At 61.7% G+C, this 18,821-nt stretch carries 15 protein-coding genes; 3 read left to right on the top strand and 12 right to left on the bottom strand.

Annotated features, from left to right (window positions below; translation table 11 throughout):
• Positions 1–29 precede the first annotated feature (29 nt).
• The 3 genes from KVT38_RS35440 to KVT38_RS24300 are packed head-to-tail and all read right to left on the bottom strand — an operon-like array spanning position 30 to position 3,925.
• Complete coding sequence (locus KVT38_RS35440) at positions 30–2,243, bottom strand: LuxR family transcriptional regulator (RefSeq protein ID WP_306795358.1); 2,214 nt, start codon at positions 2,241–2,243, stop codon at positions 30–32.
• Position 2,244: 1 nt separating this feature from the next.
• On the bottom strand, positions 2,245–2,487 hold the full coding sequence (locus KVT38_RS24305) for a hypothetical protein (protein ID WP_217596336.1): 243 nt from the start codon (positions 2,485–2,487) through the stop codon (positions 2,245–2,247).
• Between the two features lie 13 nt (positions 2,488–2,500).
• Positions 2,501–3,925 carry an ATPase domain-containing protein gene (locus KVT38_RS24300; RefSeq protein ID WP_217596335.1) on the bottom strand — a complete coding sequence of 475 codons (1,425 nt, stop codon included), beginning with the start codon at positions 3,923–3,925 and terminating at the stop codon, positions 2,501–2,503.
• Between the two features lie 236 nt (positions 3,926–4,161).
• Between KVT38_RS24300 and KVT38_RS24295 the strand changes: the two genes are divergently transcribed.
• Positions 4,162–4,920 carry a FadR/GntR family transcriptional regulator gene (locus KVT38_RS24295; protein ID WP_217596334.1) on the top strand — a complete coding sequence of 253 codons (759 nt, stop codon included), beginning with the start codon at positions 4,162–4,164 and terminating at the stop codon, positions 4,918–4,920.
• Positions 4,921–4,922: 2 nt separating this feature from the next.
• The gene (locus KVT38_RS24290) at positions 4,923–5,705 is read left to right on the top strand and encodes an SDR family NAD(P)-dependent oxidoreductase (protein ID WP_217596333.1); all 783 of its coding nucleotides are present in this window, start codon (positions 4,923–4,925) and stop codon (positions 5,703–5,705) included.
• 176 nt (positions 5,706–5,881) lie between these two features.
• Here KVT38_RS24290 and KVT38_RS24285 read toward each other — a convergent pair whose 3' ends face one another.
• The 3 genes from KVT38_RS24285 to KVT38_RS24275 all read right to left on the bottom strand — a co-directional run bounded on the left by KVT38_RS24285 (position 5,882) and on the right by KVT38_RS24275 (position 10,589).
• Entirely contained in the window at positions 5,882–6,904 is a 1,023-nt protein-coding gene (locus KVT38_RS24285; protein ID WP_217596332.1) for a LacI family DNA-binding transcriptional regulator, read from the bottom strand.
• Between the two features lie 545 nt (positions 6,905–7,449).
• Positions 7,450–8,535: a glycoside hydrolase family 172 protein gene (locus tag KVT38_RS24280; protein WP_217596331.1), complete on the bottom strand. Its 1,086-nt coding sequence runs from the start codon at positions 8,533–8,535 to the stop codon at positions 7,450–7,452.
• A gap of 32 nt (positions 8,536–8,567) precedes the next feature.
• Entirely contained in the window at positions 8,568–10,589 is a 2,022-nt protein-coding gene (locus KVT38_RS24275; RefSeq protein WP_217596330.1) for a glycoside hydrolase family 88 protein, read from the bottom strand.
• Positions 10,590–10,796: 207 nt separating this feature from the next.
• Here KVT38_RS24275 and KVT38_RS24270 point away from each other — a divergent pair, with 207 nt between their 5' ends.
• Positions 10,797–11,693 carry a helix-turn-helix transcriptional regulator gene (locus tag KVT38_RS24270; RefSeq protein WP_217596329.1) on the top strand — a complete coding sequence of 299 codons (897 nt, stop codon included), beginning with the start codon at positions 10,797–10,799 and terminating at the stop codon, positions 11,691–11,693.
• A 42-nt stretch (positions 11,694–11,735) separates the two neighbouring features.
• Here KVT38_RS24270 and KVT38_RS24265 read toward each other — a convergent pair whose 3' ends face one another.
• The 6 genes from KVT38_RS24265 to KVT38_RS24240 form a co-directional block, all read right to left on the bottom strand.
• Positions 11,736–13,964 carry a DUF6259 domain-containing protein gene (locus tag KVT38_RS24265; protein ID WP_217596328.1) on the bottom strand — a complete coding sequence of 743 codons (2,229 nt, stop codon included), beginning with the start codon at positions 13,962–13,964 and terminating at the stop codon, positions 11,736–11,738.
• A 24-nt stretch (positions 13,965–13,988) separates the two neighbouring features.
• Positions 13,989–14,813: a carbohydrate ABC transporter permease gene (locus tag KVT38_RS24260; RefSeq protein WP_217596327.1), complete on the bottom strand. Its 825-nt coding sequence runs from the start codon at positions 14,811–14,813 to the stop codon at positions 13,989–13,991.
• Between the two features lie 34 nt (positions 14,814–14,847).
• Positions 14,848–15,750, bottom strand: coding sequence for a carbohydrate ABC transporter permease (locus tag KVT38_RS24255; RefSeq protein WP_254639518.1), 903 nt, complete (start codon positions 15,748–15,750; stop codon positions 14,848–14,850).
• A gap of 94 nt (positions 15,751–15,844) precedes the next feature.
• Positions 15,845–17,281: an ABC transporter substrate-binding protein gene (locus KVT38_RS24250; protein WP_217596326.1), complete on the bottom strand. Its 1,437-nt coding sequence runs from the start codon at positions 17,279–17,281 to the stop codon at positions 15,845–15,847.
• A 71-nt stretch (positions 17,282–17,352) separates the two neighbouring features.
• Complete coding sequence (locus tag KVT38_RS24245) at positions 17,353–18,480, bottom strand: glycoside hydrolase family 183 protein (RefSeq protein WP_368859154.1); 1,128 nt, start codon at positions 18,478–18,480, stop codon at positions 17,353–17,355.
• 31 nt (positions 18,481–18,511) lie between these two features.
• Positions 18,512–18,821: DUF2961 domain-containing protein (locus KVT38_RS24240; RefSeq protein WP_217596325.1), on the bottom strand; the 310-nt coding region annotated here is incomplete at its 5' end.

The raw sequence follows: 18,821 nt of genomic DNA, 5'->3' as shown, positions 1-18,821 counted from the left end.
TGCACTCCGCCGCGCGATCGGCCACGCGGCTACTCGACGCTTTTGCTGAAAACGAGCGCCATCGCTTGCGCCCTGTCCGATATGCCCAGCTTGGCGAAAATGTTCGTCATATGGTTCTTGACCGTATGCTCGCTGATATACAGCGTCGAAGCGATGTCCTTGTTGCTGTACGCCCTGACGACCAGCGCCAATACTTCCCGCTCGCGCTTGGACAGTCCGGCCTCCCGGGCCAGCCGATCGATCCCCCGTTGGTCGGTGTAATCTGAGCCGCCTCCCGGCCCGTCCCTCTCCGACGTATCGCCAGCTTGCGGATCGGCTTCGTCCGTCAGCAGGAATTCCTCCATCACGACCCGGCTCTTCTGAAGATAGCTTCGCAGCTTTCTTCCGTAAAAGGTCTCCTCGCGCCCGACGACGTCCTCGTCGACAGGCACGCCGGCATGATCGACCGACATCTCGGCATCGTCCGCCATGCGCAGCGCCGCTTCTATGAGCTCGGCCCCTCTGGAATACGCATCCGTCCGGTAGCTTCCGGACGATATCGCCCGCTCAAGCTCTCTTCGTTCCTCCAGCATGGCCGCGATCTCCGCGTAGTGGCTGCCGATCGGGCACAGCTCCTCGGGCTCCATGGCCGCCAGCATGCAGGCATGGAGGATGAGCGACGCTTCCCGCGGCGCAACGTCCTCCGCAGGCAAAAAACGCTGCAGCAGCTCGCCCGCCTTGACGGCCCGCTCGTACAGCGTCTCGTCCCGCCAGCGGGTCATCCGGTGGAGCAGCCGAACGATCTCGCTCGTCTGACCGCTCTGCTCGCTTCGCTGCCGGGACGCATGGATGACCGCGCTGCCGATCATCGTGAGCGCCGCCACATAGCTTTCGCACTCCCCAGCCTCCAGCTCGCCGCCGACCGCGACGCTAAGCGCGCCGACGAGCACGCCGTTGAACGCAAGCACGCACTCGAGCGCCGTGTCTCCCCAGGGCGTAGACCGTATTGCCGCGCCCTCCCGGAAGGAGCGCTGCGCGCCCTCCGCCGCACGCAGCCGCGAAGCGACCTCCTTGGCATACCGCTGGGCATGAGCGGCATCCAGCCCCCGGGATACGAGCTGCGCCTTGCCGCCGCTCTCGCCGAAGAGCACAAGCAGCGAAAAGGTCGGCGTCCAGACCAGGCTGAGGCTGGCGTCGACAAGCGTAAACAACACGCGCTGCGGATCGTCCGCCTCGACGAGAAACCGGCCGACCTCCGTCACCGCCTGCAGCCGCTGCACCTGCTTGCGCAGCCGCCCGTTCAGGATGCTCGCGCACAGCGCCGCATGGATGACCGGATAAAACAGCGATTCCCAGGGAGAAGGCCCGGAACCGCCCGTTCGCCCGGCATATCGCAGTCCGAAGGCGACGCCGAGCGTCTCGTTGCCAAAGCGAACGGGGTAACAGACGATCTCTCCGATCGGCGGTAAGCCTTGCTCCGCGAACTGCGCCGATCGGCTGTCGCCGACGACCTCCCGCCAACGGAGCTGCGTGGACGAGAGCACCGCCTGGCCGAGGAAGCCCTCGCCTTCCTTGAAGGCGATATTCGTCAGCTTGTGCGCATCGCGCCCGTAGCTTCGAATGACCGAATAGACACCCGGCGCGGTCAACGCCGCGAAGCCGCTGAGATCGAACGCCGAATCCATTTGCAAATATTGATCCAGCACCGCTTCGACCGTAGTCATCGTGGTCGCGGACTCCGCCGCGACGGCCGATTCCGTCCGCCCTTCTTCCCGGCCGTCGAGCAGCAGACAGACGATCCGCGCCAGGCGGTCGATGCTGTCCCGCAAACCGTCGATCTCGTCCTGCGGCAGCTCCCTCAGCGCTCTGACGGCGCTCGCCGTCTCGCTCGATCGAACCGGACTGTCGGCGCTGACGACGAGCTGGCGATAGACCCGTTCCGCCCCGCCGACGTCAAGCAGGGGACCCGCGTAGAGCTGCCCCGCCGGCTGGCCGTCCAAGCGTATCGGCGAGACGATGAACTTCAAGCCGGGAATCCAGAAATCGCATACCGTCGTCGCGCGCAGCCCGGAAGCGGCCGCGAAGGCGTCGCGCCAGGTCGGACTGTATTGTTCGAATCGCTCGAATATCGCGCGGGTAAACGGATCGCGAATCGCGATCCCCAGATATCCCTCGCCCGACGGCTCGAACAGAATAACAGAGAGGCCGGCGCTGTCCGCATAAACGTCGAGTACCTCCCTGACGATGTCTTCCATCGTCTCCATGCTACGACAGATCCAGCTCCTGCCTTACGGCAGGAGCGTGGTACGTATAAATCGCCCGTTCGCCTTCGCCGATCCGTTCGAGGATCAACAGGCGGGACATCCGCTCGACGACGGCTTCAAGGGCAAGCTCGCTGCGGCCGAGCTTCTTGGCCAGTCCCCGGACCGTCTCCAGCGCATACGGATTCCGCTCGAAGAAGAGGGTGCACTCCAGCTGCAAGCTCATGTCATCCTGCGTTTCATTCATGTCGCTGTCCCTCCTATACGAGCCTTATAAAAGGTCTGGCGTCGACGTTCTCGATAATTCTGGGCGCGGACATGCGTCCCGTCGGCGACTTGGTCACCTGCAGGTATTGGTATTTGCCGTCGACCCAGGTTCGGATGACGCCGTCGCTGGATCGCTCCAGGAAGGACGACGTCTCCGCCCCGAGCTCCGTGAAGTTGGCGTGTGCGACGACGGTAATGCCCGCCATTCGGCACTTGACGGCGATATCCGCGTAAAATCGCAGCACGAATGCCTTGCCTCGCTCGGACACCACCGTATTCACGTCGAAGTAGAAAAACCAGCCCTTCCCCTTCTCCTTGCCGTGGAGGAAGATCGGTCTGAACCATTCTTCGAAGGCTGCCTCGTATTCCTCGCCTTCAAGTCCGCCCACGTTCAGGATCGAAGTCTCGAATCCTTCGGGCACGGGCTTGCGGTAATGCTCGATAAAAAACGACTGCTTGCTCCGAATCGCGTCCTCCAGCGACACGCCGAACAGATTCGATATCTCCGTCATTCCCTGGATCGTCGAAGAGCTGGTCATGAGCGATACGGTATGGTCGCCCGCCTTAAGGCGTTCCACGAACATGGACATGACCAAGTAGCGATGATTGGCCTTGCTGTTCGTATCAATCATGAATACGCTTCCACGCGGAAGTCCGCCGCCGAGCAGCTCGTCCAGCCCTTCGATGCCCGTCGTCAGCATGTCGGCGGTCGCGGAGATCATTTTCTCCTCGGCCATGGAGAGCGCGGGGATGACGTGTATGCCTTCCCGGGTGAAAGTAAAATGATGCTCGCCCTCCATGATGCGGGTTCCCCGCATCTTGAGCACCTCGATCGTCCTTTTGCGGTATTTCTCCATATGCGGCTGGAGGGACAACCGGATAATGCCGTCGCATACGTTGTTCTCGAAAGGCGCGTACTGCGACTCGTAGCCCGAGTACTCGCGGATCAAAAGCGATGTCAGATTCAGCTTGCGAAGAATGTTGCGAATCGTGTAGACGCTCGCGCGCGCCTGCTCGGGATCGGCCGACACGCGAAACAGGCTGATGCTGTCGATGACGATGCGGCGGCAGTTCAGCTGATTCGTCAGCCGCTCGAACAAGCCGCCGGGCTGGCGCATCTGTTCGAAGAGCACGTCCGGCTCCATGCTGACAATCCGGATGAGATTGCGCGTCTCGAGCGCGCGCAGATCCCAGCCGAACGAAGCCGCGTCGGCATAGATCTGCTCGGGAAGCTGCTCGAACGTAATGAATATTCCCGCCTCCCCGGAGCGGATCGCGCCCTCCGCCAGAAATTGCAGGCCGACCGTCGTCTTGCCCGTGCCCGGCTCGCCCTCCAATATCGTCACGGCCCCCCGGAGAAATCCGCCATACATAATCGTATCCAAACCACGAATACCAGAATCAACTCTTTCGATCATGTCGTCTCCCCTTCCGGTTGACTACGAGATTCTCCTAGTATCTAGGCACGATTTTAAGATTTTCCAAAGGTAGGGTCAATAGCATTCGACAAAAGGCGCGCATATTGCGCATAAACAGCCGAATCGTCCCGCATCGCCGCTGCGCTCGACAGCTTGCTCGGTCCGGCTCCGCAAGACTTTTGCGTTTAAATGCATTATGCTAATAACTAACAATCGCGAGGCAAGGAGCGGCAGGCATGCGACCGACCAAGATCGAGACGCAAAAAGGACACGAGATCGTGTCGCGCGACATTAGGCGGCAGCTGGAGAGCGGCGAGCTGGCCCCCGGGCAGAAGCTCCCCTCGCTCGAAAAGCTGGCCGAAGCATACGGCGTCGGCCGCTCGACCATTCGCGAGGCGATCAGCGCGCTCAAGGCGATGGGCTGGCTGGACGTCCGCCACGGCGGCGGGACGTACGCGGCGAAGACGCTGCCGCAAGCTTCGGCAGCCGGGCTGCTGGACTTTTCCCACGGCGCCGAAGCCGTGATGGAGATTCTGGAGGTGCGCAAAATTCTTGAGCGGGGGACCGCAGAGCTCGCCGCGTTGAAGCGGGGGGAAGGCGATCTGGCCAGGCTGCGAGCGATTCTGGCGAGAATGGCGACCGCGCTCGAGGAGGATGACGCCTCCGGCGGCGAGCGCGCCGATCTGGAGTTTCATCAGGCGATCGCATCCGCCTCAGGCAATCCGGTGCTAAACCAGCTGATGGATTCGATCTCGCAGCGGCTGTCGGAGACGATCGGCCGGACGCGGGAGCTGTGGTTTTATCAGGAGGAGGCCGAGGCCTCCCGTCTGCTGGACGAGCATCGGGGCATCTACGAGGCGATCGCCGCGCGCGACGCGGCCGGAGCCGCCGAGCGGATCGGGCAGCACCTGTCGAAGGTGGAGAAGGTGCTGCAGGAGGCGCTTGGCCGGAGCGGGGACGTAAAGAGAACGCCTGCAAACCAAAGGGAGGAATAACGATGGACTTGGGATTAAAGGGCAAGACCGCGATCGTCACCGGCGGGAGCAAGGGGATCGGTCTTCATACGGCGCTGCTGCTCGCGGAGGAAGGCGCGAACGTCGTTATCGTCGCCCGCGGAGCGGACGATCTGGAGAAGGCCGAAGCGCTCATCAAGGAAAAAACGGGGCATGAGCCGCTCGCGATCGTCGCCGACGTGACGAGCGACAGTGACGTCGAGTACGCCGTCGTCAAGGCAGCGGAGCGCTTCGGCGGCAACGACATTCTGGTCAACAACGCGGGGACGTCCAACGCGGCGCCCTTCGAAAAGGTCGAGCCCGCCGTCTGGCGCGACGATCTGGATCTCAAGCTGTTCGGCGCGATCCGCTTCACGCAGTCCGCGCTGCCTTATTTGAAGCGCAGCGGCACGGGCGCCATCGTCAACGTCACCCCCGCCTTCGCCAAGACGCCGGGCGCGTCCTCGCTGCCGACCTCGGTCAGCCGCGCCGCGGGACTCGCGCTCACCAAGGCGCTGAGCCGAGACCTGGCGGCGGACGGCATTCGCGTCAACACGGTCTGCATCGGGCTCATCCGCAGCGACCAGCTCGAGGCCAGGTGGCGGCGCGAAGCGCCGGACGTCTCTTGGGAGCAATATGCGCGCGATCCGAAGCACAACATTCCGCTCGGACGCATCGGAGATACCGAAGAGGCGGCGCGGGTCATCGCGTTCCTCGTCTCCGGCGCGGCCTCCTACGTGTCGGGCACCGCAGTCAATATCGACGGGGGTTCGGCGCCGGCGCTCTAGGCTGCGCCGTTCGCCGGGATGACAAAAAGGGGCTGCCCTGCAGGTCGACAAGACCCGGGGCTGCCCCTTTCTTGTCGTTCGCACGTTTGGACCTGCAAGCCCAGAGCGGCTCCTCGCCACATTTACCAGGCCGTATAGCCTCCATCGCACGCGCCTACCGCCGATCTTATTGCGCCTCAAGCATTGCTGACATACCTGCTGGATTCCCGCGTCACCAGCGCGGGCATCAGCCTCACCGTCCGCTGATCCGATCTCTCGCCCTGCAGCCGTTCCATCAGCAGTTGCGCAGCCTGCCGGCCGATCTCCTCCTGCTGCATCGCGACCGACGTCAGCTTGGGATACACCCGCGAGGCGATGTCGAGATTGTCCATGCCGACGACGGCGATGTCGGCCGGAATGCGAAGACCGGCCTCTTCGCAAGCCTCCATGATGCCGATCGCCATCAGATCGTTGGCGGCGACGATCGCCTCCGGCCGCTCGGCGCCCGACAGCCACTGCCGCGCGATCGCGTACCCGCCCTTCTCCGTATAGTCGGATTCGGCGACAAAGCCTTCCTCGATTTCGAGTCCGGCCTCTTCCATCGCCGCCCGGTAGCCGCTGAACCGTTGATAACCCGTCTGCTGGTTCAGGCTGCCGCCAAGGTACCCGATCCTTCTCGCCCCCTGGCCGATCAGATGCGCCGTCGCCATCTTTACGCCTTCGTACGTATCCACGTATACGTAGTCGAAGCGGTCGCGGCCGTGCGGAGACGTATAGTTATTCGTTAGTACCACGGGAACCCCCAGCTTGTTGATCTCCCCGATGTTGTCCTCGCAGAAGTTGAAGGAGACGAGGATCATGCCGTCCGCAACCTTCTCCCGCAAGTTCTGGATCGCCTTCAGCTCTTCGCGCAGGCTGTTCTTCGTGTAGATGAGAATCATCAGGTAGCCGTAATCCTCGAGCACCTGGTTGATGCCGTTGATCATATCGAAGTAGAAGGGGTTGCAAATATCGGGCACGGCAAAAATAATTTTGTTCGTGCGTCCCATCTTGAGCATCTTCGCCGCATTGTCCGGCGCATAATTCAATTCCTTGGCTACGGCGAGAATTCGGGCTTTCGTCTTTTTGCCGCAATAGCCTCTCCCCGACAACGCGCGGGAAACGGTGGACGCCGACATCCCGACCCGATCCGCGATATGGTAGATCGTATTTTTATCCATCTGCCCCTCCGATTCCGTCGCCGCTGGCGGCGAGCTGCGCGGCACCTATTGCTTGCGCATGCGCGGCCGGCCCCAATAGCGGCACTGAATGCCGCTATTGCCTCCGCGAGCGCGGCCTGACTGCGCTTAGCGGCACCGCGCGCCGCTATGGCCTCCGCGAGCGTGGCCTGACTGCGCTTAGCGGCACCGCGCGCCGCTATTCTCGCCCACACGCAGCCTACACGCCCTATAACGGCATCGCGCTCCGCTATTGTTCGCCCACACGCAGCCTGACTGCGCTTAGCGGCACCGCGTGCCGCTATTGCTCGCCCATGCGCGGCCTGGCCGCTCCCAGCGATGTTTTCTTTAAGTGTAAGGGACACCGCGCCAATATGCAATCGATTACATAAAAGATGCAGATGGAAAATCATCCATTACTTCCTCCCCGCCCCCTCCATTCATCATAGCGGCACAACGTCTCCTCGTACGAAGAAGGGCCGCCCGCAGGAGCAGCCCTTCCGTATAAGAGATCTCGGCGACAGGCTTTGCCATCGCCCGCCCTCCGACTAGATAACCTCGCGCTCGTCGTTGCCCGGCAGCTGTGGGTGCGGCGCATGGGGCTCGGACTGGTACCAGAACGCGGTGGAAGCAATGTCGCTCTGCTGCGGCAGGTAGCGGTGTCCGGAGCGCCAGCCCAGGTCCTGGATCGTCACGCGCAGATCGTCTTCGAAGCGGATCGGGTCCATTACGTGCCAGCGGTACATGCCAAACCGCTGCTGGCTCTGGTACAGGCCGTCCGGCTTGATGACCTGGTGCATGCCGAGATAAGCCGTCGAATACGTGCGATACGTGCCGGTCGGCTGCTCCCAGTTCCAGGCGCCGCCGAAGTAATCCTCCGTGCCGGTGCCGCAGATCGTCGGAAATTCGCTGTCGCCGTCCATGTAGAACTTGATCTCGCCTTCGCCCCACCAGCCCGTGTTGTTCACCTGCCAGGCCAGGTAGGTGCCGACATAATGGCCTTTGCCCTTCACGCCGTCCAGAATCGTATGCACGTCCTTGTACGCGACCGGGTTACTGCGCCTCCACTGCGCATGGAAGTAGGCGGCATCGGCGGGCACCTCCGTCAGCGTGTAGTCGATCTGGTAGTAGAGCACCGCTTTGTCTTCATTTTTGTTTTCCATCGTGAAGCGGGCGGACTTGCGGAACGGCATCTGCCAGTAGCTGTTGAAGCCGCCGGCCGGATTGACCGCGATCGGCAGCGAATTGACGTCGGCGCGCTCCTGCCAGCCGTTGCAGAAAAAGTCGCATACCGGCACCTCGACGGACGGCTGCTCCTCGTTGTCCCAATAAATTCGGAAGATCATATTGCGCCATTGCTTCGGAAAGCAGGTCATCCAGATGTGCTGAATGTTGCCGGGACCTGCGATCTCGCCCATGACGAACTCGACGTTCGGCTCGATCACGACGGAGGGGGATACTTTCCAGCCGATGCCCAGATCGCGCGCGCAGCCCTCGCCCGTTCCGGTCGTCGCCATGGCGGCCTTGCCTTTTTCACCGGTAAAGTTCTCGGGGCTGATGGATCTCGTCACTGCGTTCGACAGGCGCGCCAAATTGCCGAGTCCAAGATTTAAGCCGTTGAATTCGATCGTCATTTTGTCAGGTCTCCTTTTAGTTGAAAAAAGAATTAGAGCGCGACGCCGTATTTGCGGTTCAGCACGTCGCCAAGACGATCGCGAATGCGCAGGTACGCCTCGGCCGCGGCGCCGTTGCCCCAGTCGAAGATCGTGAATCTGCCCATTCCGAGGCCGTCCGGTCCCGTTTTGCCGCCATGTCCGTAGTTTTCCATCATAAATCCGTAGTCTTCCTCGCCGAAAAAGGGGAACGCCGCCTCCCACTGCAGCTTCGTCTTCGGATTCTCCGGGGCGTACATCATGACGAACGACGCCTTGAGCGCCGCGATGCCCCGCTCGACGTATTCCTCGCGCCCCAGCTCGAGACCGTAGAGGAGAATCAGCTCCGCGAACAGGCTCTGGCGGGCGTCGTTCCATTCGCCGTCGGCGTTCATGACGCCGAAGCCGCCAAGCGCCTCCACGTAAATATAAGGCGGTTGCCAGGACGCCTGCGTCATGAGCAGCTCGTCCAGACAGCGCTCGCCGGCGGCCAGATAGCGACGCTCGCCGGTCGCCAAGTAGCAGGCGTACAGCGCATCGGCCGTCCAGAATATCGACAGATTACACTGCTTGTACATGCCGTTGCGCGCGACCTGCCTCCCGGGCAAGTCCTCGGCGCCATAGGTGCAGCAGGACCAGTACGTCTCGAAGTCCTCCCAGCGGCCGGTCGGAACGATCTCGGCGAGCACGGCATCCATCGCCTTGACGGCCGCCGCTTTATAACGGAGATCCGGCTCCGTCCGGTACAGCGCCAGAAGGAAGGCGACGGACACCGACGTCTCCGGCGACTGCGCGAGCTCCGGGAGCGGACGCAGCGTCTCCAGATCGAGCCAGGCCGGGAAAAAGCCGTCCTCGTCCTGCGCCGCAAGCAGCGCTTCCGCATAGGATCTTGCATAGGCAAGCAGCCGCTCGTCGCGCTCCAGCTCCTGGTGCCAGCGCAGCATCATGAGCGCCGTCCAGCTCATATCGAGGATATGATAAGGCGCCTCGCGAATCGTGCCGCCCGCGGTCCAGGTACGCTGCGGATTGCGGTTCGAATTGCCCCAGAACGCCTCGTCCCAGCCCTTCGAGCGGTTGACCGGTGCGCCGTCCACGAGCACTCGCTCCATCTCGGTCGCGATGACCGCAGGGAACCATCCGCCGCGCTGCGGCGCGGACAGCGCCAGCTCCTTGGCGAGCCGCGCCCGCCGCAGCAGCGCCTCGTCCCCCGTCTCGCGCGCGCGCCTGAACATCCCCTGCGCCGATCGGAGCGAGCTGAACCACGCCTGGTTCCAGATCGAGCGCGGCTCCCGCTCGTCATATGGCCCCGCGTAGTTCGGACTCTGACTCGCGTCGACGATAAACACGCATGCGCCCACCCGCCGTCCGTCCAGATCGAACTCCTGCCAGACCGCGTCCTGCCAGTGCTTGAACGCCCAGTCGTAGACACGTTCGACATAGCGATTCAGCGGCGCCGTCTCCGGCGCGCCCGCGCGATAGGCCGGGGAGCCCCAGCGACGCCAAAGGAAGTCTAGCGCAGGCCGCCACGGATTCGCCGCGATAGCCGCATCGTCGAACGCCATCAGGTAAAATCCGATCCTCACCGTGCCTGCGGGGTAACAGGTGCCGGGACGGCGGACGAACAGCACATGTTCCTCCGGCCGGCTCTCGCTCATGCCAAGCGTCAGGACATTGCGCTGGGCGTCCAGATCCATGTACCATCTTGCCGGACTGTCTGCGGTCAGTAGGTCGAGGTCCGGCAACAGAATCAGCGTCCGCTCGCCTTCCTGCGCGATTAGCGCAGGCGAGCGGAAGCAGTGCTGGTCCATGACATGCCGGTCGGTCGGCGCCAGATGCGGCGCCCAGCGGAAGGACGGCGCAAAGGACGGCGTCAGGCGCAACTGCCAGTCGTCCTGGCGCACCTCCTCGTCCAGCTCGAAGGTTACGGTGCAGCGAAATAGATGGTCGTCCAGCCCGACGAGCTCCACGGACGGCTTCTTATCGCCTAGTCGGTCGATTTGCAGCTGCGAGACGAACGATTCCGGAAGAACTTTCATCGGGAATGCCTCCTTGCCGGCGGCTTTCGTATAGCGGCGAACGCTTGGACAGCGCCTGCCGCTCGTTGCCGCCGCCGCGACTTCATTTTATAATTAAAATTGCTTCGGAAATAACGCTTACACAGCCGATCTTATCAGAACGCGGCGGAATCCGCTTTATATAGCCTTGTTATAACTTATCCAAAATTGCTTTTTCGGAGGAACGTGATGGACTACCTCGCAGAAGCGCGAAGACAACTGCTGCTTCGGCTCTCTCCCCATGTACGCGTGGCGCTGGACCATCGGGAGACTCGGATGCGGCTGAAGCCGCGCATCATTTTCGACTACGAGCTGCTCTATATGGAAAAAGGAGAGTTGACGCTCCGCATCGAGCGCGATGTCCATACGATCGTTCCAGGCGACATCGTGCTGTTCAAGCCCGGCAAGGAGCATGAGATCGTCGGTTCGTCCGGCGAATGCCGGATGCCGCACATTCATTTCGACCTCTTTTACGACGAAGACGCCGATGCCGTGCCGGTCAACTTCAAGCCGCTGAATGCGTGCTCCGAAAAAGAACTGCGGCTCATCCGTCCCGATTTGCTCGGAGACGTGCTGGGTTTGCCCGACATTTTGAGAATAAGCAATCACGCCGAGATCCACCGTCAGCTGCTCCATTTGATCCACGCCTACGACCGGCGGGACGAAGCCTTGATCGTACTGCAAAAATCGCTGGTGCTCTCGATCGTCCACCAGTTGATCAAGGGACTGGAGGCCGAGCAGAATGCCCGTTTGACGCTGCACGAGAAAGCGCTCGAACGGACCGTGACCCACATCGTCGACAATTACAATCGCATCGTCGGTCTGGACGAGCTGTCTCGGATCGCTTGCCTGAGCGTGTACCATTTCTCGCGGCTGTTCAAAGAAAAGTACGGGCTGTCGCCGCACCAATTCCAGATTCGCAGGCGTATCGAGAAGGCCAAGGAATATATGCTTTACAGCCGCCGCTCGCTCACCTCGATCGCGGAGGAAGTCGGCTACGCCAGCGTTTATGCCTTCAGCAAAGCCTTCAAGCAGGCCGAAGGCGTCTCGCCGCGCCAGTTCGTCCGCGCGTTCGCGGGGAATTAGCGGGCGCGACGACGCCAACAGTTGCCCCGCTGTCTCCGCCTATCAGGTCAGCTCAAACATAACGACGCTTCCGGCCGGCAGCGCAAACGTGACGCCGCCGTCCGCCGTGCTTTCCAATCCCGGCACGTCGATGCCCTCCGCCCCAAGTGCGTACAGCCGGCTCGCCATCCGGCTCTTGCCGTAAGCGGTCGGGTCCAAGCGGATGCTCACCGATCGCTCCTCCCCGCCGGCGTTGGCGAAAAACAGTCCGACGCTCTCTTCCTTGTACTGCCAGGCCGCATGAAGGACGGCATCGACCTCGATCCGGCCCGCGTCGTTGTACTCCGGCGTCTCCTTGCCGTGGTTGTAGTGGTACCAGTCGACCGCAATGCGCTCCGTTGCGAACGCCAGCGGACGCAGCATTCGTCCGTAAGCCCAGTACTTGTTGGCGGCGCCGACGCGCAGCCTCGCGTAGACGCCGACGTAGTCCGCCCGTTCTTCGTCGAAGGCGTAGCCTCTCGGATCGAACGCGTAGTAGTGCTCTTCCGGCGCGTTTTCCGCGCCGTCCAGCGCCTCCATCGGGCTGTACTCGTAGTTCAGCTCGTACAGTCCGCCCCACAGATAAGTACGCGCCACCGTGTAATAGAACAGATCGCCGATCTCCCGGACCAGCTTGCCCCAGCCGTCCATGCGCAGCACGCCGTAGTCGTGATACACGTAGCTGAACAGAGGTATGAGCTCGGCGTCCCCGGTCTTGAGCAGGTCGCGCTTCGGCCAGATCTCGAGCGGCGCCGCCGGTTGACCGCCCGCCCGCGCCTGGTAATAATCGATCAGCCCGAGCATCGTCTCGTTGATCATCTCGGTCCCCATCGGCACATACCGGCCCGCGATATCTGCCATCGCGGCTTTGGTGTCCGCGTAGTTGCGGCGGTAAGCTTCGTCGATCAGCCGGCCCGCGCCGACCGGATGCCCGTGCGATTCGTCCATGCATACTTTGAGGATGTTGTTGGCCGAGATGTCGTAGTAGATGGCGTCGACGCCGACCGTCCGCTGCAGCTCCGCGTCCCTTTTGACGTGGAAGTCGTGCGTATACGGATGGGCCGGGCACAGGAATGGGAAGTTGTAGGCGTCCACGCTTTTTTTGTTGTCGGGGAACTTCTGCGCCGCCGCTCGTCCGAGCTCGCCGTCCGCGCCGCCAAAGTGATAGAGGTAGTCGAATTCGAAAGGCGCGTACTTGTCGCCGTACTGCCGCATGACGGCTAGATTGGACGGGTCGAAACGAGTCGGGAACCAGTCGTCGAAGCCGCCGGGCACGCCGCTGCCGAACGTCTGGGGCGCGCGCGTCCAGTCCGGGCCGAGCACGTGGAACATCGGCGTGCCGATATGCTTGTGATACGCATGCAGCCATGGCGTGCGGTCGCTGCCTGCGTTCATGCCGAACGTCGCGACGCCCATGTCCCTGAACAGCCAGTCGCCGTCTGCGCCGGCACGGTCCGCAAGCTTGCCCTTCGCGCACCAGGGCTGCGCCTCGGCCCACGCTCTGTACCGATCCGCAGCCTCATGCCAGCCTTCTCCGTTCAGGAAGGCCACCCGGACCTCGTAGGCGGGAGCGACGCCCTTGCCGTTGCCGATATCCTCGCAGCCGTGAATGAAGGAAGCTTCAAGCAGATCCCGGCCGTTCTTGTAAAAGTTCAGCCATTTCGGATGCGCCTCGCCGTCCAGCGCAGCGAAGTAAAGTCCGCCGCGCCGCAGCCCGTAGTAGGCGAAAAACTGCATGGACGCGCCCGAAAAGCATTCGGGATACGGCATGAACCGCATCCCGATCCCGCCGGGCGTGAAGTGCTTCATCGGGTTGCGGACGAGGACGCCGGTCGCGAACGGATGCGCGACGAAGTCCGCCTCGCCCGCAGGCGTGACGGCTCCGATATCGGGAATGATCGGATATTCCAGACTGAGCAACCTCGCCGCCGGTGCGCCTTGGGCCGCGCAACGGAAGGAGAGCGTCTCTCCGTCCGCCGCGAGCGATACGACGGCTTCCACGAGGAAGCCGCCCGCCGTCCGCCAGGTCATGGAAAGGCCGCGCGGCGCATCCGCCATACCGGCGTCGACCGACCATTCGAACGACTCGAAGCCGCTATCGAAGCCCTCGTCCGTCTCGATGCGAAAAGGCTCACCGCCCTCGTCCGAGGCGGCGATATAATCGATGCTGCGTCGACGGTCGAGCAGGCGGCGGATGACGCCGTCCCGCTCCCCGAACTCGATCCGCAGCGCTTCGTTTTCCAATACGATCATCGCATCGCTTCCCCCAATTTCCCTTTATTTCAAGCCGGAGATCTTGATGCCCGAGATGATGTGCCGCTGGAAGATCAGGAACAGGACGATCGTCGGCAGCGCGGACAGCGCCGAGCCCGCCATCAGCATGCCCATCTCGGTCGCCCGTTCGGAGCGGAACGTGTACAGGTACTGCATAATTTGGAACAGATGCGGATTGGTGATCGTCATCGTCGGCCAGACGAAGGAGTTCCAGTACCCCAGATAAGAGCCGATCCCGACGATAACGAACACGGGGAACGACATCGGCAGAAATATGCCCGTGAAAATCCGGATCCGGCCGGCGCCGTCGATCAAGGCCGCTTCCTCAAGGGCGAGCGGAATATTCAAATAAAATTGCCGGATAAAAAACATATGCCCGGCCGAGGCCACGCCCGGCAGCACGAGCACGGCCAGCGTGTCGAGCATGCCCAGCTTGTTGACGACGATAAAGGACGTCAGCAGGATCGCCATCCCGGGGACGAACATCGTCGTGATGACGTACACCCAAAGGAATCCTTTGAACTTGAAGTCCAGCCTCGCGAATACGTAGGCCGCCATCGCATTGACCGCCAGGCTGAGCGTCGCGAACAGCACCGCGCCGCCGAACGTGACGAGCATCGACTGGACGAACGTCCAATCGCCGAGAATGTCGGTATAGTTCTGCACGAGCCAGCGCTTCGGAAAAAACCGAAACGGCGTCGCCAGCACCTCGGATCGCTCCTTAAAGCCGGCGATCGCGACCCACAGCAGCGGGAACAAGGCGGCCAGCGTGACCAACGCGGAGATGACCGTGATGATCGTTTTTTGAGTTGCAGTCAATGTTTTCATGCTTCGATCCTTCCCTTCTCGCGCCCGGCGCGAATTAACCGTCGACCGCCTTCTCGGAATTTAGCACACGGAAGATGACGGCGGAGATGCTGCCCAGCACCACGAACAGCAGCAGAGAGGCGGCGATCGAATTGCCGACCATCACGTCGTTGCGGAAGTGGTTCAGGATATACAGGTTCGGCGTCACCGTCTCGCTGAGCGGACCGCCGTTCGTCATGACAAGCGACAGCTCGAACTGCGAGATCTGGGCGGTAAAACCCGTCACGAGCAGGTAAAGTATGACGTTGCGCATGAGCGGGATCGTGATGTAGCGCATCTTGGCCCAGGTGCCGGCGCCCTCGAGCTCGGCGGCTTCGTAGTAGCTCTCCGGAATGTCGTGCAGGCCGGACAGCATGATGAGCGACGTGAGGCCGAAGCCGAGCCAGATCGCCGGCACCGCGATGCTCGGCAGCGCCGTGCGCACTTCGGCGAGCCAGGCGACGGGCTCGACGCCGAACCAGCCGAGAATATAGTTCGCCAGGCCGGCGGTATAGTCGTAGATGAAGACGAAAATAACGGATGCTACGATGCCGGATATGATCGTCGGAATGTAAATGGACGTCTTGACGAAGCCGGAAAAGCGAGGCGACAGGTTTTTGACGACGCTCGCGAACAGAAAGGACAATATCAGCATCGCGGGCACGACCATCAGCGCGAACTTGAGGCCGGTCCAGACCGATTCGAGAAAAAGATCGTCCGTCAGCACGAGGTAATAATTGCGGAAGCCGACGAACTTGGACTCCTGGTAGAAGCTCCAGTCGTAGAAGCTGACGACGAGGGCGTAAAAAAACGGGATGACGACAAAGATCGTCAGCAGAATCACAATCGGCGCGAGCAGCAGGTAAGCCGTCTTGTTGTCTTGCTTGAATTTGGACACGGTATTCGATTTGGCCATCATTAATCACCGCCATGCTCGGGATGAGGGCGGCATCCGCCGGACGGGTGGAGACCGCCGGATGCCGCCGTTCGTTAAGACGCGCGGGCAGCGAATCTTAAGACTTCGGGTTGGTGCCTGCGAGCTTGTTCTTGGCGACGAAGTCGTTGATATCCTTCTCCGCCTTGGCGATCGCCTTGTCGACGCTGGTGCCCTTCATCGCCGACTCGATGCCGGTGGATACCGCCATCGCGACGTCCCACGGATAGATCGGCTCCGCCTTCGCGTAAGGGATGATCTTCTCCGCGATGAGCGCGCGCCATTCGTCCTTGGAGGCGTCCGGATCGCTTTTCATCGCTTCGTCCACGGACTTGCGCGGAGAGAACTTGGAAAATTGCGCCGTTTTGAAGAAGTCGATCATAATGGCCGGATCGCCCGCCAGCAAATACTGGATGAAGCCGGCCGCTTCCTTCGGATGCTTCGCCTTGCCGTCGACGGCCAGCGTCCAGCCGCCGAGCGTCGCCGTCGGCTTCGTCTGATCGCCGTCGATCGAAGCCATCGGCGCGATGCCGACTTTGCCGACCATGTCCTTGTACGTGTTGCGCAGTTGCCCCATGGCCCAGGAGCCGTTGATCTGGATCGCGACCTTGCCTTCTCCGAAGCCTTTGATATCCGTGTAGCCGGCCAGCTGCTGCTTCGGCATCGCGCCCGATTGGTAGGCGTCCTGATAGAACTTGAAGAGCGCCTTGTAGCCGTCGTTGTTGATGTCCGCCTTGGACCAGTCGTCCGTCAGCGCCAGATGTCCCGCGGCGTTATACTGCAAGCCCCAGCTCGACCAGCCCAGATCTCCCGCGTTCTGGGCGATGGAAAAGCCGAATACGCCCTTTTTGGTGAGCAGCTTCGCATCCTCCAGCAGCTCCGCCCAGGTGGTCGGCGGCTTCTCCGGATCGAGCCCCGCCGCCTGGAACAGATCCTTGCGGTAATACATGACGGTCGAAGGCTCGACCAGCTTCGGATACGCATAGTACTTGCCGTCGACGGTGACGAAGTCTTTGACGTTGTCGTACAGATCGTCGAAGACGGCCGGGTCCATCAGATCGTTAAGCGGCAAAATCTGACCGGTCTTGGCGGACGTGGCGATGTTGCCGTAGCTCAGCGTGCGAATCTCGGGCGCCTTGCCCGCAGCTTGGGCGGCCTTCATCTTCTGATCCCAGGCGTCGCCCGGCACGATCGTCAGCTTGATCTGCACGTTGTTCTGCGACTTGTTGTACGCGTCCACGTACTTCTTGAACCAGGCGTCGGTCGTGTCCTCGAACTTCTGCGCCCAGAAATCGATCGTCACCTTCTCGGCAGGCTCCGCGCTCTCGCTCGGAGAGGCGCTGGCGGAAGCGCTTGCGCCCGCGCTTGCCGAAGGACTGTTGCCGCCCGAGGCGCTGGGACTTGCGTTGCCGCCTCCGTTCGATCCGCCGCAGGCGGTCGCAGCCAGGGACAGCGTCAACAGCGCGGAAGACAGGACCGTCAGTGATTTGAGCTTTTTGCCGTTTTGAAGTTGCATGGGTGAATCCTCCCTTTTATTTGTGTAAGGCTGCTATTTAAACGCAGATCGCGCTTAAACCGAAGGCGCTTTCATTTTTCCAGCGAAGCCTTGAACCAGAACACATTGTACGGGTCCCATAGCGACAACGCAAAGTAAATCGTCTTGCCGTCCTGCGCGGTATAGCGGTCGTTCATGAACGGACCGTACAAGCCGGGCTGCTGCTCCTTCGTCACCAGGTCGATTGGCTCGCCCCACGGTCCCCAAGGCGACAGTCCTTCCCGCACGACGACGCCCCGACCTTCCTTCAGGTAGGTCATGAGCCACCGCTTCACGTACGGATTCCACACGACGGACAGCTCTCCGACGGTGTCGTCCACAACCGTGGCCGCCTCGTTCATGTCCGCGCTCCAGACCGGCGTTCCCTTGTCGTCCTTGCCCGTATAATAACGGTACGCCTCCTGCCGCTCGATGTCGGTCTCGGCGACCTTCATCAGCTTGACGCCGCCGAAGCGCCCTGCAGGGATGCACCAGAGGTAAATATCCGTTGTGCCGTCGTCATTTTTCACTTTGTAGGGACTCACTTGAACGAACGCGCTGTCCCCGGGCCACTTGGGCGCATTGAGCAGCGTCCAGTTCTGCGCGTCGTCCGTCGACTTGGCGATGCCGGCATAGCCTGCCTCCCACTTGCCCGGATCTCCCCAATGGCTGACCGACATGTAATACAAATACAGCGCGCCGTTCGCCTCGACGCCATGTGTCGGGATCTTGGTCATCTCATCATAGTCGATCTTCTTCGACGGCAACAGCTCCTTTGCGGTGCCAAATTCGTCCACGATCATGCCGTCGAGCGCGATGCCGTCCTCGGGCGTCTTGTCTGTCGTGTAGCCGATCGTATTGGACCGCCAGTAGCTCCCGCCTCCGCCGATCTGATCGGCCGGCCGCTCGCCGAACGTATCGCCGAATACGAAGTACGTCCGATCGCCCGCGTTCATCATCGAGCCGAGATCGGTGCCGTAGACGGCGTAGCGATCCGTCTTGTTCGGCGACTCCGCCCCGGTGATCTGACCCACCTGCGCTAGCCCCGAGATCCCCTTGAGCACGAAAGGCTCGCCGGAAGCGCCCAGCATCGGATTGTTCTTCGCGCCGCCCGCGCAGCCGCATACCGCGAGCAGAAGAAGTGCCGCGGCTGCCGCGGCCAGGCCCGCTTTGGGCTTCACGCTACCACCTCCTTCAAAAAGTAAGGACGACTTAAGGATTCTGGTGTCCGAAAATGCGCGACAGCGTAACCGGGTTCATCGGCTTGAGATCCGGCAGCGGCAGGCGTCCCTCGATCTTCGGCAGCGCCGGGAACGGTTGATGCGGCTCCGACTGATACCAGTAAGCGGTCGAGGACACGTCGTCGCTGCGATGATTGTTGTGCCCGTGCTCGATCGTAACCTTGATGCTCCGGTCGAACATGATCGGATCAAGAATATGGTAGCGGTACGTAGAGATTTTACCGCTCCAGTTCGTACCTCCGTCGGGAACGCTGCAGAGATAACTCGTGCAAACCTCCTTA

Source organism: Cohnella sp. GbtcB17 (genome assembly GCF_019091135.1).
Lineage (GTDB): Bacteria > Bacillota > Bacilli > Paenibacillales > Paenibacillaceae > Cohnella.
Note: the sequence above shows the minus strand (reverse complement) of the source record. Positions and strands in the feature narration are given on the sequence as shown.